This window comes from Maricaulis sp. (assembly GCF_034670125.1).
In the GTDB taxonomy this organism is placed as follows: domain Bacteria; phylum Pseudomonadota; class Alphaproteobacteria; order Caulobacterales; family Maricaulaceae; genus Maricaulis.
Window position 1 is genome coordinate 218,882 of sequence record NZ_JAXMOC010000003.1, and the last position, 13,842, is coordinate 232,723.

The 13,842-nt window shown below is 64.0% G+C and carries 15 protein-coding genes; all 15 read right to left on the reverse strand.

The window, feature by feature from the left end; genetic code table 11:
- Positions 1-2: 2 nt before the first annotated feature.
- The 15 genes from VOI18_RS07275 to ruvC all read right to left on the reverse strand — a co-directional run bounded on the left by VOI18_RS07275 (position 3) and on the right by ruvC (position 13,649).
- Positions 3-644: a glutathione S-transferase family protein gene (locus VOI18_RS07275; RefSeq protein WP_323761736.1), complete on the reverse strand. Its 642-nt coding sequence runs from the start codon at positions 642-644 to the stop codon at positions 3-5.
- Positions 645-1,475 (reverse strand): dihydropteroate synthase, encoded by an 831-nt coding sequence (gene folP / locus VOI18_RS07280; RefSeq protein WP_323761737.1) that lies wholly within the window; start codon positions 1,473-1,475, stop codon positions 645-647.
- Between the two features lie 189 nt (positions 1,476-1,664).
- Positions 1,665-3,551, reverse strand: coding sequence for an ATP-dependent zinc metalloprotease FtsH (ftsH, locus tag VOI18_RS07285; protein WP_323761738.1), 1,887 nt, complete (start codon positions 3,549-3,551; stop codon positions 1,665-1,667).
- A gap of 103 nt (positions 3,552-3,654) precedes the next feature.
- Entirely contained in the window at positions 3,655-5,022 is a 1,368-nt protein-coding gene (tilS, locus tag VOI18_RS07290) for a tRNA lysidine(34) synthetase TilS (protein WP_323761739.1), read from the reverse strand.
- A gap of 2 nt (positions 5,023-5,024) precedes the next feature.
- Entirely contained in the window at positions 5,025-5,906 is an 882-nt protein-coding gene (ybgF, locus tag VOI18_RS07295; RefSeq protein WP_323761740.1) for a tol-pal system protein YbgF, read from the reverse strand.
- Positions 5,907-6,014: 108 nt separating this feature from the next.
- Complete coding sequence (gene pal, locus VOI18_RS07300) at positions 6,015-6,536, reverse strand: peptidoglycan-associated lipoprotein Pal (RefSeq protein WP_323761741.1); 522 nt, start codon at positions 6,534-6,536, stop codon at positions 6,015-6,017.
- Positions 6,537-6,669: 133 nt separating this feature from the next.
- Positions 6,670-8,031, reverse strand: coding sequence for a Tol-Pal system beta propeller repeat protein TolB (tolB, locus tag VOI18_RS07305; protein WP_323761742.1), 1,362 nt, complete (start codon positions 8,029-8,031; stop codon positions 6,670-6,672).
- A 27-nt stretch (positions 8,032-8,058) separates the two neighbouring features.
- Positions 8,059-8,880: a hypothetical protein gene (locus VOI18_RS07310; RefSeq protein WP_323761743.1), complete on the reverse strand. Its 822-nt coding sequence runs from the start codon at positions 8,878-8,880 to the stop codon at positions 8,059-8,061.
- Positions 8,881-8,893: 13 nt separating this feature from the next.
- The gene (locus VOI18_RS07315) at positions 8,894-9,328 is read right to left on the reverse strand and encodes an ExbD/TolR family protein (protein ID WP_011644355.1); all 435 of its coding nucleotides are present in this window, start codon (positions 9,326-9,328) and stop codon (positions 8,894-8,896) included.
- A 4-nt stretch (positions 9,329-9,332) separates the two neighbouring features.
- Positions 9,333-10,001: a protein TolQ gene (tolQ, locus tag VOI18_RS07320; RefSeq protein ID WP_323761744.1), complete on the reverse strand. Its 669-nt coding sequence runs from the start codon at positions 9,999-10,001 to the stop codon at positions 9,333-9,335.
- Positions 10,002-10,171: 170 nt separating this feature from the next.
- Positions 10,172-10,846 carry a hypothetical protein gene (locus VOI18_RS07325; RefSeq protein ID WP_323761745.1) on the reverse strand — a complete coding sequence of 225 codons (675 nt, stop codon included), beginning with the start codon at positions 10,844-10,846 and terminating at the stop codon, positions 10,172-10,174.
- 102 nt (positions 10,847-10,948) lie between these two features.
- Positions 10,949-11,401 carry a YbgC/FadM family acyl-CoA thioesterase gene (locus tag VOI18_RS07330; protein ID WP_323761746.1) on the reverse strand — a complete coding sequence of 151 codons (453 nt, stop codon included), beginning with the start codon at positions 11,399-11,401 and terminating at the stop codon, positions 10,949-10,951.
- Positions 11,398-12,456: a Holliday junction branch migration DNA helicase RuvB gene (gene ruvB / locus VOI18_RS07335; RefSeq protein WP_323761747.1), complete on the reverse strand. Its 1,059-nt coding sequence runs from the start codon at positions 12,454-12,456 to the stop codon at positions 11,398-11,400. Before ruvB ends, VOI18_RS07330 begins: the two co-directional genes overlap by 4 nt.
- Positions 12,457-12,510: 54 nt before the next feature.
- Complete coding sequence (ruvA, locus tag VOI18_RS07340) at positions 12,511-13,152, reverse strand: Holliday junction branch migration protein RuvA (protein WP_323761748.1); 642 nt, start codon at positions 13,150-13,152, stop codon at positions 12,511-12,513.
- Positions 13,149-13,649: a crossover junction endodeoxyribonuclease RuvC gene (ruvC, locus tag VOI18_RS07345; protein WP_323761749.1), complete on the reverse strand. Its 501-nt coding sequence runs from the start codon at positions 13,647-13,649 to the stop codon at positions 13,149-13,151. The genes ruvA and ruvC overlap by 4 nt, the downstream gene beginning before the upstream one ends.
- Between the last annotated feature and the right edge of the window lie 193 nt (positions 13,650-13,842).

The following is a 13,842-nucleotide window of genomic DNA, read 5'->3' on the forward strand; positions in this document are numbered from 1 at the left end:
GGTCAGCCATCCATCCGGAAATTGCGGGCCCAGACCTCGGCGACAACCGGATCGGCCTCGGTCGCTTCGACTGCCGACACCAGCGCCGGTGCGGCCTCGGCGAAGGCTGCCCGCCCCGGATCCCAGCGACTGATCATTGCCACATAGACATCCAGCAGACTCATTCGGTCCCCCAGAAGAAACACACCCGACCGCCCGTCGAAGGCGTCGTTCATCAAGGTCCACAGGTCCAGCCGTCGCTGATTGGCCCTGGCCAGCAGGATGTCGTGCGTCCGGCTGTCGGGGTGGAAGCGTTCCGGTCCGTCCGAGAGGGTGAAGGTCGAATAGATGGCCGAGGCGCAGAACAACAACCAGCGCAGATACACGGCGCGCGCCGGCGTATCAAAGGCCGGCGCCAGACCGGCTTGCGGATAGCGATCCCCCAACCAGATCAGGATGGCGGCACTTTCGGTCATCAGGCTGTCGTCCGGCAGGATCAGCGCCGGCACCTGGCCGGCCGGATTGACCGCCCGCACCCGGCGCTGCTCACCTTTGTCACCGAGTGGGTCGGCCTCGACGAACTCATAGTCCGCGCCAACCAGTTCAAGCGCCGCCTCGACGCAGACCGAGCCAAAACCCGCCTTGCCGTACAGCGTGTAACCCATTCAGGCGCGCCCCTTGCGGATGGCCGCCTGGACCTTGAGCGCCTGGACCGTCATGCGGACATCATGCACCCGGACCATTGCCGCCCCGACCGACGCCGCCCGCAAGGCCGCCGCCAGTGACCCACCGAGGCGCTCCAGCTCGGCCGCTCCCTCGTCAATGGCCGCGATGAAGCGTTTGCGCGAAGCGCCGAAAAGGACCGGATAACCCAGCCCGATGACCTGATCGAGATCATGCATGAGCGCCAGGTTGTGATCGAGTGACTTGCCAAAGCCGATACCCGGATCGAGCCAGATACTGTCCGCACTGACTCCCTTGGCCATTGCGATATCGGCGCGCTGAGTCAGGAAATCGCAGACCTCAGACACAACGTCCTCGTATTGCGGATTGGCCTGCATGGTCTGCGGCGTGCCGGACATGTGCATCATGATCACCGGCACGCCCAGCTCGGCCGCCGCCTCAACTGCGCCATCAGCGCGCAGGGCCATGACATCATTCCAGATATCCGCCCCGGCCTCGACCGCCGCGCGGGCCACGACAGGCTTGAACGTGTCGATGGAAATGCGGGCCGCGGTGCGCTCGCGCAGGGCCTTGATGACCGGCAGGACGCGGCGCATCTCTTCCTTTTCGGTGACCGGAGCGGCCCCCGGCCGGGTCGACTCGCCGCCGACATCAATGACGTCCGCCCCGTTCGCCAGCATTTCAAGACCGCGCGCGACCGCTGCTTCCTGGTCGATGAAATCGCCGCCATCGGAAAAACTGTCCGGCGTGACATTCAACACGCCCATCACGAAGGGCAGACCGGTTTGGCGACGGGAACGGAATTTGGCCATGTCGTAGCGTTTCTCGGCGACAGCGGAGCTACTGCCTGTCCCTGATATACGCTGCACCGCCTCGCCGCGACAATTGAAAAGCCGCCACATGGATGCACACCCTGACGCCGACCCCGAACCTCCGGCAAGGCAAAGAAAAACCCCGGACCCTTGCGGATCCGGGGTCTTGTCTCTTTGGCGCCTGGCCGATCAGGCGCCTTGCGGTTCCGGACCGGTGTCCGGCTCTTCGTCCGTGCTTGGCACGGCACTGCTCGGCGTATCATTCGGCGGCGGCGTTGTTTCGTCCGGACGTTCAGGACGCTTGCCGTCCAGCAGGTCCTTGACCTCCTGGCCGGACAGGATCTCGAACTCCAGCAGACCTTCGGCCAGCGTGTCGAGATCGGCCCGACGCTCGGTCAGGATACGGCGCGCGGTTGTTTCGGCATCCTCGATCAGGGAGCGGACCTCCTTGTCGATCAGCTCGGACGTGTCCGGGGAGATCGCCGGGGCTTCGTAGGAGCGGTTTTCATAGCGCACCCGGCCCAGCGTTTCGGACATGCCCCATTCCATCACCATGGCGCGCGCCATGCCGGTGGCCTGCTGGATGTCACTGACAGCACCATTGGTCACGTTTTCCGGGCCCAACGCGATGATTTCGGCTTCACGGCCACCGAACAGGGAGGCCAGCCGGGACACGCAATACTGGCGCGAATAGCTGAGACGGTCAGCCTCGGGCAGGTTGAAGGTCACGCCGAGGGCTCGGCCACGCGGGATGATGGTGACTTTGTGCAGCGGGTCGTGCTGCGGCATGTTGAGACCGACAATGGCGTGTCCGGCTTCGTGATAGGCGGTCAGCTTCTTCTCGGCATCGGTCATGACCATGGACCGACGCTCCGGTCCCATCATGACCTTGTCCTTGGCATCCTCGAACTCCTGCATGGCAACACGGCGCTTGTTGCGACGGGCGGCGAGCAGGGCGGCCTCATTGACCAGATTGGCCAGATCGGCGCCAGAGAAACCGGGCGTGCCGCGGGCGATGATCTTGACGTCGACATCCTCGCTCAGCGGCACTTCGCGCATGTGGACCTTGAGGATTTTCTCACGACCCAGAATGTCCGGATTGCCGACAACGACTTCGCGGTCGAAACGGCCCGGGCGGCGCAGGGCCGGATCGAGCACGTCAGGACGGTTGGTCGCGGCGATCAGGATGATGCCTTCATTGGTCTCGAAACCGTCCATCTCGACCAGCAGCTGGTTGAGGGTCTGTTCGCGCTCGTCATTGCCGCCACCGATACCGGCGCCGCGCGAACGGCCAACGGCGTCGATCTCGTCAATGAAGATGATGCAGGGCGCGTTCTTCTTGGCCTGCTCGAACATGTCGCGGACACGGCTGGCACCGACGCCGACAAACATCTCGACAAAATCCGAACCGGAAATCGAGAAGAAGGGCACATTGGCTTCACCGGCCACAGCGCGGGCCAGCAGGGTTTTACCGGTACCCGGAGGACCGACCAGCAGGGCGCCCTTGGGGATCTTGCCGCCCAGGCGCTGGAATTTCGACGGGTCCTTCAGGAACTCGACAACTTCCTGGAGCTCTTCCTTGGCTTCATCGACCCCGGCGACATCGTCGAAGGTCTTGCGTCCATGGTGCTCTGTCAGCAGGCGGGCTTTCGACTTGCCAAAGCCCATGGCGCCGCCGCGGCCGCCACCCTGCATCTGGCGCATGAAAAAGATCCACACACCGATCAGCAGCAAAAGCGGGAACCAGTTGAACAGCATGGACAGAAAGATATTGCCCTCTTCAGAGGGTTCTTCGACGCGGATGTTCACATCGGCTTCGCGCAGGATGCCAACCGTCTCGGTATCGGACGGCGGCAGTACCACTTCGAAACGCTCACCGGACCCGGTCACGGCGAACAGCGTATCGCCCTGAATGGTCGCGCTTTCGATTTCATTGCGCTCCACCCGATCCAGAAAATCCGAGTAGGACGGCCCGCGTTGGGTCGTGGCCGGATCGGCCGAACGACCGACCATCTGTACCAGGACCATCACCAGGACGAGGACCACGGCCCAGATCGCAATATTTCTCATAGGCATGCGTTTTTCCGTTCAATCATTCGGTCATTCCCGACCAGATATGGGCACTCCGGCGCTCCGGCGCCAGTCGGGCAAGCAGCCCTGCGGCTTCAAGCCGCGTCACTCAGGCCATTTCCGGCTCATCAAACCATCCGACCGCCTTTTGCGAAAGCAGACGCCTGCAATATCTGTGCGCGATCAGCGACCGGGCGATCGGTCTGTCTGTCGCCCCTCCGGTTTTCGGGAGGCCCGTTGAAACCGGACCCATCCCGGCCACCATGACGACCTGCCCCGCATCACGCGCAACCAGCAGTCCGGCGCGCGCCACACCGGGCACCGACTTCAATATAGCGCGGGATGACAGACCGTCATACGTTTCGCCCAAAATTCCCCAGTCAAGATTGCGTGCGCCGGCAGAAATCTCGAAGCGACCGTCGAATATCCGGGTCCCGTCAGCCTCGCCTGTCCAGGGATCGGACGCGTGATGGTCAACACGGCCCAGTACCGCGCCGCGGTCGCGGACCAGCCAAATCGTCCCGCCCGAACCGGCCCAGAGCCGGACACCGCAACCGGTCAGCGGTCCGACGGCAAGGATGGCTGCATCCAGCGGCTCAAGACGGCCACGTGACGGACTGGCCGGCTGACCGGACACCGCCGTCACCAGGGCGTCCAGGATGGTCAAGCGTGCCGCCGGAGCGATCCCTGACCAGGCACATCCGTCGAGGCTTGCGCCACCCCAGTCATGCAGCGTCACCGCGGTCTGGCCGCAACGCCAAGCGGTTTGCCGTTCAACCGCCTGGATCGGACCCAGTTGGTCAGCCAGTGCCGCGAACCGGTCTGTGTCGAACCCGGCCTGCCGCAGTCGCTCAAGGTCCGACCGCGCCCGGATGCGAGCGAAGCGATCATCCTTATTGGACGGGTCATCGACCCAGTCGACGCCAGCGCCCCTCAACACGTCCCTCAATTCGGAACGGGTGACACCGAGGCAAGGTCGCAACAGCTCCAGGTCACGCCCCTCGGGCCAGGCTGGCGATGGCGTCCGTTCTCCCATGGCTGCTGCACTGCGCCAGCTGCCGCCGGCCGCGAGCCGGAGCCAGAGCGTTTCCGATTGATCATCGCGGGTATGCCCCAGCGCCAGGCCGGTCAGTCCGTTCTCACGACAGGCCTTCGCCAACAAGCGGTGGCGGGCAGACCGGGCACGCGATTGCAGCCCGCCGCCGACCCGCGCATCGTCCCAGTACAAAATGGAACAGGGCCAACCCAAGCGGGACGCCATCCTTGCGACCAGCTTCGCCTCATCGCCACTCGTTGATCGCAAACAATGATCGACAGTCAGGACATGCAGGTCGCGGCCCGAGTCACGGGCCCACTCTGAAGCCATGACCAGCAGGGCCAGGCTGTCCCCCCCACCCGAGCAGGCAATGCCGAGCGGCCCCTGTCCGGCGATCCGGTCGAGCGCTGACCTGACGGTGTCGACAGCCCGCGCGGTCACGCCTAGCGGCAGTTGGCGCGCACAGATTCCCGGGCCGCCCGCGCTTGCGACGCTGGCGCGGCATTGGGGAATTGGCGGCCGAACCGGGCCAGGGTCGAACAGGCATCGTCGGTCCGCCCCATCCCGTGCAGGGACGCAGCCAGTCTGACCAGGGCATCCGGGGCTTTTTCGCCAGATGGCTGCAGCCGCAGCGACGCGATGAAGGCGTCGGCTGCCCGGGTGAAATCACTGCGCACGTAGAAGGTTTCGCCCAACCAGTATTGCGCCTGTGCGGTCAGGGCATGATCGGGGTTGTCGGCGATGAAGGACTCGAATCCGGACTGCGCCCCGATAAAGTCACTATCGACCAGTCGTGCTCGCGCTGCGTTGAAAGTGACGGTCGGGTCGACCGCATCCATCTGCGGCGCAGACGGGGCGCCGCCCGCATTGCCGCCCAGCACGCCGGTTGCGGCGGCCCGGGCCTCGGCATGGGGGTCGTCCGGATCGACGATGGCCAACGTGGACCCGTCAACTTCGGCATCGGGGCCATCCAGGCCTTCATTCATCCAGGCGACGGCGGCATCATCCATGACCGGTACGGCCGCCTGGCTGCGGGCCTCGGCCTCGGCCTCAAGCGTTTCGAGCTGCTGGCGCAACTGGCGGTTTTCGAAGGTCAGGCGCTCGGTCTCACCGGTCAGGGCCTGGACCTGGTATTCCAGCTCGTCCATGCGCCGGATCAAGGCTTCCGCGACCGGATCGCCGGCCATGAATTCCGCTTCCAGGTTGCCGATCCGCACTTCAGTGGCATCGATGCGTTCGGCCAGTTCCCGGCGTGATTGGGCTTGGGAGGGGGCGCTGAGGGCGATCGCCGCCGTGAGCGCGGAAAGGCAAATAAGTCTGATCATGGAAACGCACCTATCGGAAGAGGACGGCGAAAATACGGCCTGTTGCCGGAATTGAAAACGCCCGCGACGACGAGGTCACGGGCGTTTCCTGTCTCAAGCGGAAACCGACTAGTTGGTATAGCCGCTCAGCAGCGTGGTTGTCGCATTGCGGTTGACTGCCCAGCAGCTTTCCGACGACTGCGTGCAGGACGGACGTTCCTTGCCGTAGGACGTCGTGGAGATCCGGGACGGATCAACGCCCTGGCTGATCAGGTATGTCCGGGCCGCACTGGCACGACGGGCACCGAGCGCGAGATTGTATTCGCGGGTGCCGCGCTCATCGCAATTGCCGGCGACCAGAATGCGGGTGCCCGGGTAAGAGGCAAGCCAGGCGGCCTGGCGGCGCAGCGTGGCACGGGCTTCATCGGAAAGATCATGGCGATCGAGGCCGTAGAAGACACGGTCCCCGGCGTTGGCCACAAAATGGGCCGACGAGCCAGCCGTCGGTCCGGTTTCGACCGGGCGGGTATCCTCGATGGGCCGATCAACAGGGCGTGTATCCCGGACCGGCGCGGTTTCCTCGACCGGCGTCGACGCACAAGCGGTCGCAAATGCCCCAAGCGCCGCAACAGCAAACAGTTTGATTTTCATAATGTTACACCCTCATCCAGCCCAAGCACACACGGCCTGTGACTTACTCCCAATCACGACACGCGTGATACTGAACCGACGACGGCCCCCCCAATGGTGCCGCTTACCAGACAAAACGTTACGCAGAAATCCGTCACTCAATCAAGGGCGACCATGCGGGATCGGACGCCATGCCACCGGTCGCCAACCGTCTGAGGTTGAAGCCGGCAAGGTCGACGCTCCAGATCTCGTAGCGGGTTCCATTGGCGCGCTGCTCGCCACGTGTGAACAGCAAGACACGCCCGTTGGGCGACCAGGCAGGCGTGTCCACAAAGTAGCCCTCGTAGAGGATTCGCTCGATGCCCGAGCCGTCGGCACGCACAACGCCGAGCAGGAATTGTCCGCCAATCTGCTTGGTGAAGGCAATCAGGTCGCCGCGCGGTGACCAGACCGGCGTCGTATAGCGGCCCGACCCGAAGGTGATCCGCTGAACGTCGCTGCCGTCACGATTCATCACATAGAGTTGCGATCCGCCGCCACGGGCCGAGGAAAAGACGATCCGCTCGCCATCCGGGGCGAAAGATGGCTCCACATCATCCGCCGGGTGCTGTGTCAGGCGTTGCAGATTGCGTGTCTGAAGGTCGAACAGGTGAATATCATGTCCCGACCGTGTCTCGATCGATACCGCCAGTTCCGACCCGTCCGGCGAGAACCGCGCTGACAGGCTCTGCCCGTCCGGATCGACCTGGCTGGCCGCGCCGGCGCCGCCGGACGCGAACAGGGCCTCCTGGCGACCGGTTTCCAGATTGTAGAGATAGGTGGTCGCCTGGCCGTCGAGGAAGGAGACATAGGTGATCTCCTGGGCGCTGGGCGAGTAATTGGGCAGCAGGGCCATGTAGGACCGGTCGGTGAGGAAGGACGGGTTGGCGCCATCCTGGTCCATCAGCGCCAGCTGGCGGATCGGTTCGCCCTCAATGCCGCGACCTTCGGAAACATAGACGATGCGCGTGTTGAAATAACCGGTCTCGCCGGTCAGGCGCTCATACACGGCATCGGCCAAGCGATGGGCCACGCGGCGCCAGTTTTCCGGAGCCGTGCGGTATTGAAGGCCCAGAAGCTGCTCTTCCAGACGTGTATCCCAGAGCCGGAAGCCGACGACCAGGCGGCCGTCCTCCTGGATGGTGACGCTGCCGACCAGAAGCGCGTCGGCATTGATCACCCGCCAATCGGAAAAGCGCGGGCGCAGATCGATATTGGCGATGTCCTCGATGAAGGCGTCCTGGTCGACCGGCGCGAACAGGCCGGAACTGGCCAGATCGTTGGCAACAACCCGGGTGATGTCGGCGCCGCGACGCAGCGCCTCGTCTGACGCTCCCACAAAATCCGGGACGGCGATCGGCATCGGGTCGAGATTACCCTGGGTCACATCGACCCGGAGTGGTTCCTGGGCGTGGGACGCGGAACTCAAACCCAACAGGGTCAGCAAGGCTGCAAACAGGACGAGAATTCGGGTCATGGGACAGGGTCTCCGGGACGGGTGTGACTAGCCACCGTATAAGGACGGCGAAAAATTGACCTCAATTTGACGCCACTCGGAATAAGCTTCCGGTGGCAGCGGATAGGGCTGGCACTGAACGGCCGCGCGCAAGGCCCGCTCACCCGCAACGCGCAGGTAGGGGTTGGGCGAATTGAGGATACGTGCCTGGTCGGTGAGACGTGGCGGTCCGGTCAGTTCGCCGGACCGGTCGAGGTTCAACACCAGTTGCACTGCCAGCTCGTCGGGTTCGGGCGCATCCAGCGACGCGCGCCAGCAACGGGACAGGTGGGATCGGAGCATCACCTGCAGGGTCGCTGTCATCTGCTCGCCATCACCGACCGCCTCACGCCGCGCGCCTTCATCCGCCGCTTGGGTGTCACGGGTTTCCGCGACGCTTCTGGACAGGTCACCCAACATGTCATTCAGGGAGGGTTCGGCCGGCCTAGCCTGTGGTTCCGGACGGCGCTGTGGTTCGGGACGCTGTGGCTCGGGTACTGGTGCCTCTTCGACGGGCTCGGGTTCAGGGGCCGCGGGCGTTTCCGGCGCTTCATCGATGATTTCAGGTTCCGGTTCGACCGGCTCGGGCTCGGGTGCCGGAGCCTGTTCCGGCTCATCAATGGCATCATCAATTGTGTCAGCCGGCTCGTCGTCAATGACCGGCTCGGGATCCGGGCGCGCAGCGCGGATATTGGTCGTCTCACCCAAGGTCACCAGCTCGATGGGCACGACCGGTGTCGTCTCGAACACGCTGGTCATGCGGGGCAGATAGATCAGCCCCGCGGCGATGATGCCGCCGTGTACGAAAAGGGAGAGGACAAAACCACGCACCAGACTGTCGCCGCTATTGCTGCACCGGGTCCGTCACCAGGCCCAGATTGGAGAAACCGGCCGCATTGATGCGCGCCATGACGCGCGCCACGTCGCCATAAGCGGCACCATCATCGGCACGAATATAGATGCGGGCGTCAAAACCCGTACCGGCGATGGCCCGCAGGCGCGGCACCAGCTCGGTCAGCGGAATCTCGGTTTCCTGGAGATAGATCAGCCCGTCCGCATTGACGGTCACGGTCAGAGGTTCCTCGCCAGCCGGCAGGTTGCGGGCCTCGGTTTCCGGCAGATTGACCGGAACGCCCACCGTGAGCAGGGGCGCGGTGATCATGAAGACGATCAGCAGGACCAGCATCACGTCCACAAACGGTGTGACATTGATTTCCGCCTTCGGCTTCCAGCGGGCCCGGCCGCGACCGGATCCGCCACTATCGAGTGACACTGCCATCGGCCTACACCCCGTCGCGGTCGGCGAGGGCTGACAGCTCGTCGACGAAACCGTCGAGTCGCGACCCGTATTTGGCAAGATTGGCAGACAGGGCATTGAAGAAGATCACCGCCGGGATGGCAGCGAGAAGACCCAGCGCGGTCGCGAACAGCGCTTCGGCGATACCCGGTGCGACCACAGCCAGATTGGTGTCCTGCGATGCGGCGATAGAGCGGAAGGCGTTCATGATGCCCCAGACCGTGCCGAACAGGCCGACAAACGGCGCGGCTGAGGCGATCGTTGCCAGGATGCCCAGCCCGCCCTCGGACTCGGTCATCTGACGACCGGCTTCAGCCCCTGCAGCCTTGGAGACACGCCCACCCGGGCTGTCGCCCTTCCATTCACGCAAACCCGCTGCGAACACGCGTGAAAACGGCTCGCGGGCATTCTTGGCAAACTGGTCGGCCAAGGCATCCAGCGACCGACCGGACCAGAATTCGCGTTCAAACTGGCGGCCTTTAGAGTGCAGGCCACGTAGTTGCAGCGACTTGTCGATCGCGATGGCCCAGGACCAGACCGACATGAAGGCCAGAATGCCCATCACACCTTTCACAACCCAGTCGGCGCGCATGAACAAGGCATAGAAGGAAAAACCCTCCACGACCTGCGCGATTTCGACGACAGAAGACTCCATGACGCTCACCCTTGCGCTTCGGACCCACGCACGCGGTTCCGATACCGTGTTTCACAAACCGTCCGTCGCCATGCAGACTTTGTGCCTGCGCTGACGCGTTCCGCCCGGAACGGTTCCTGCCTATCGAATACGGCAAATTTCAGGAGGTGATAACCGCAAATACTGCGCGATCACGTCTCGTCGTTGTGCGCAACCGTGTGGGGCGCGACGGCTTCGACCACATCCCAGTGTTCAACGATGCGCCCGTCTTCCAGGCGCAGCAGGTCGCACGCCCGGTAGGTTTCGCCATCCATGTCGAAGCAGGAGAAGACCGCAACATAGGCGCCCTCGCCGACAATGTCGTCGACACCATGATAGACAAGGCCGGGCCGTGGGCGTCGGCGGGCCACAAGCGCATCGAGGCCCTCGGGTCGACAGCACGTGCCGGGCGTGTGGGTGACAAAGCGACCCCGGTCTATGAAGGCATCGCGGTGCTCGGAGGCACCCTCCCGAACCACCAGCTGGATGAAGGCGTTGACCTGAGCCTTGTTGAGCGCGGCTTCATCCTTCAGCTTCCGGTCCGGCTCGGCAGCCGTGGACACGGCGCAGTACTCGCCTTCGGGCGAAAAACGGGCAGACACCTGGCGCTGGACATTCATCAGGCCGGCGGCCGTTCGACGGATCAGGCTCATTGTGACCCAGACCTCGCCGCCCTCGTCCGGTTCGTGCACCGAATGCATGAACATGAACGGGCCATCCTGGAGGACGCGAGCCACGTTGAATTCGAAATTGGGCGGTGGACCCGACGCATCAGCGGCGGCCCGCTTCGCGCGTCCCGATGATTTCCAGACCTTGGCCACCAGCATTCCCCCCTGCCATCTACAGGGGTAATTGTCGCAGGTCCGTCCGGCAAGAGACTGCGGCGGTCCTGGCGACCGAATGGTTGTCATTGTTAATGAGCAGACGGCTCAGCCGACCAGATACTCGCGCCATTTGTCCCGCATCCAATGCGGTGGTCGCTTGGCGCTCCCGGTTCCGTCTATGCAGACGGCTTCGACAGTCGCAGACGCCACCAGCTCATCGGCTCGATGGAGGGTCTGCTCCATCATCAGGCGGGCGCCGACTGGCGGCCTGAAACAGGTGCCGACCATCAGCACGTCATCGACGCGGGCGGCCCGGACGAATTCGACCGCCATGCGACGTACGGCAAATGCCAGGGACGGCTCCAACGCCGCCAACTCGGAATGATGGATGCCACAGGCGCGCAGGCTCTCTGTCCGGCCACGTTCGAAAAAATGGAGATAGCGCGCGTGATAGACGACGCCCGAAAAATCGGTGTCCTCATAGTAGACCCGCACCGGCAAGCGGTGCGTCTTGTCCGGCCCGATTGATCCGGTCGCCGGCATCATCATGTCGCTCATTTTCCGAACAGCCCCCCCGGTGCCGGCGTCGGAACGCTTTGCGGCGGCACCAGGCCCAGATGCTCCCAGGCCCGACCGGTTGCCAGGCGACCACGCGGAGTGCGTTGGATAAAGCCCTGCTGGATGAGAAAGGGCTCAACCACATCCTCCAGGGCATCCCGGGCCTCGGCGAGGGCTGCCGCCAGGGTTTCCACACCGACCGGACCGCCGCCAAAACTCTCCGTCAGGGCTCGCAGGTAGCGGCGATCAAGGCTGTCGAGCCCGATCGCGTCGACTTCAAGGCGCTTCAAGGCACGGTCCGCGACCGCCTCGGTGATCTTCTCGGCACTTTCCGCCTCGGCAAAATCACGCACCCGTCGCAGCAGACGACCAGCGACTCGTGGCGTTCCGCGTGCCCGGCGGGCTATCTCCCGGGCGCCGTCCGGGGTGGATCCGATACCGAGTTTTTCCGCAGCGCGCGTCACTATGAAGCCGAGCTCGGCCTCGTCATAGAATTCGAGACGGACCGGGACGCCAAATCGATCCCTGAGGGGGGTTGCCAGCAAGCCGGCGCGGGTCGTGGCGCCCACAAGTGTGAAGGGCGGCAGCTCGATCCGCACCGTCCGCGCCGACGGGCCTTCGCCGATGACCAGATCGAGGCAGAAATCTTCCATCGCCGGGTAGAGTATTTCTTCGACCGCTGGCGCCAGACGGTGGATTTCGTCGATGAACAGCACATCCCGGGGCTCGAGATTGGTGAGAATAGCGGCGAGATCGCCCGCCTTTGCAATCACCGGCCCGGACGTCGCCCGGAATCCGACGCCCATTTCCCGTGCCACAATCTGGGCAAGCGTGGTCTTGCCCAATCCCGGAGGACCGGACAGCAGGACATGGTCGAGCGCTTCTTCCCGCCGTCTTGCAGCCTCGACGAAGACCTTGAGGTTGGCGATCGAGGCTTTCTGGCCAACAAAATCCGAGAAGGAGAGCGGGCGCAATGCGCGATCCCGGCCATCGCCGGTCTGCAGGTCCCGGTCCACCAGCCGATCCGTGTCTGTCTGGTCGAAAGCGTCAGTCATGATGAACCGGGTCTATCGTGATCCGATCACCCGCGTCCACGCGATAGATGCCGGTCATGTTGCGAGTTCTTTCAGGGACTGCCGGATCACATCGCCCAGCGGTGCCTCGGGTCCGGAGCTTCGGAGTATCGTCGCGACAGCCTGCCTTGCCTGTCCTTCATTGTAGCCGAGATTGACCAGGGCCGAGACCGCATCCTCCCGGGCGAGACTCTCGCCACCTGACGGCTTGGTAGTTGGCGTGCCGACCGTCGCCTCATCCCCATGGACGGGCAGGCCGATCGAGAAGCTGCGCCCGGTCGGCGGTGCCTTGTCTTTCAGCTCGGTCGCGATCCGCGTCGCCAGCTTCGGTCCGACACCCTTGGCCCGGGCAAAGGTCGACTTGTCGCCCAAGGCTGCAGCATTGGCGATCTCGCTGACCGGCACAGTATCCAGAATGGCGAAGGCGGCCTTGGCGCCGACGCCCTGGATGTTTTGCAAGTGTACGAACCAGGCCCGGTCGATATCGTCCAGGAAGCCGAACAGTTTGAACGCGTCTTCGCGGACATGGGTCTCGATATGCAGGACGATGGCCTGACCGGGCTCGAGCCGGGACAGCGTCCGGGCCCCGGCTCCAACCAGATAGCCGACCCCCTCAACATCCAGCACCAGCTCGTCCGCGCCCAAGGCCTCGACCGTCCCTTTCAGCATGCCGATCATGCCGCGCTCCCCAGGCTGGCCGACCGTCGGTGATGGGCATGGCAGACAGCGATCGCGAGCGCGTCGGCCGCATCGGCAGTCGCCTTGGTGCCCGGGAGCAGGATGCCGACCATGGCGGCCACCTGCGCCTTGTCGGCCGCCCCTGTTCCGACCACAGACTTCTTGACCAGCCGCGCGGCGTACTCGGCGACCGGCAAACCGGCTTGAGCCGGCGCAAGCAGCGCGGCTGCCCTGGCGTGACCGAGCTTGAGGGCCGATGCCGCGTTGTTCGCCATGAACGCCTCCTCGATCGCCGCTTCATCCGGGGCATGCTCACGAACGAGATCCCCGACAGCGTTGAAAATGTGGGTCAGTCGTTGCGACAACGGGGCCGATGTTGGTGGTGTTACCACGCCATGGGCAATCGCGCTGAGCCGCGAGCCTTCAACGCGGATCATGCCCCAGCCCATTCGCCTCAAGCCGGGGTCAATTCCCAGAATTCGCACGGATAATGCCATCAGCCCCTCCCGGACCCGACAAGCTAACACCAGTCCGGCGACCGGAACAAGACAAGAACGACAGCCCGCGCGACCACGACCGACACCGCAAACTAGTCTTGAGAACAATTCGCATTCGCTTCATTTGGCGACTGCAATCCATTCTCATAGTCACTTTTATTGCGTATCATTGTCATGAATACTCGTATACAAT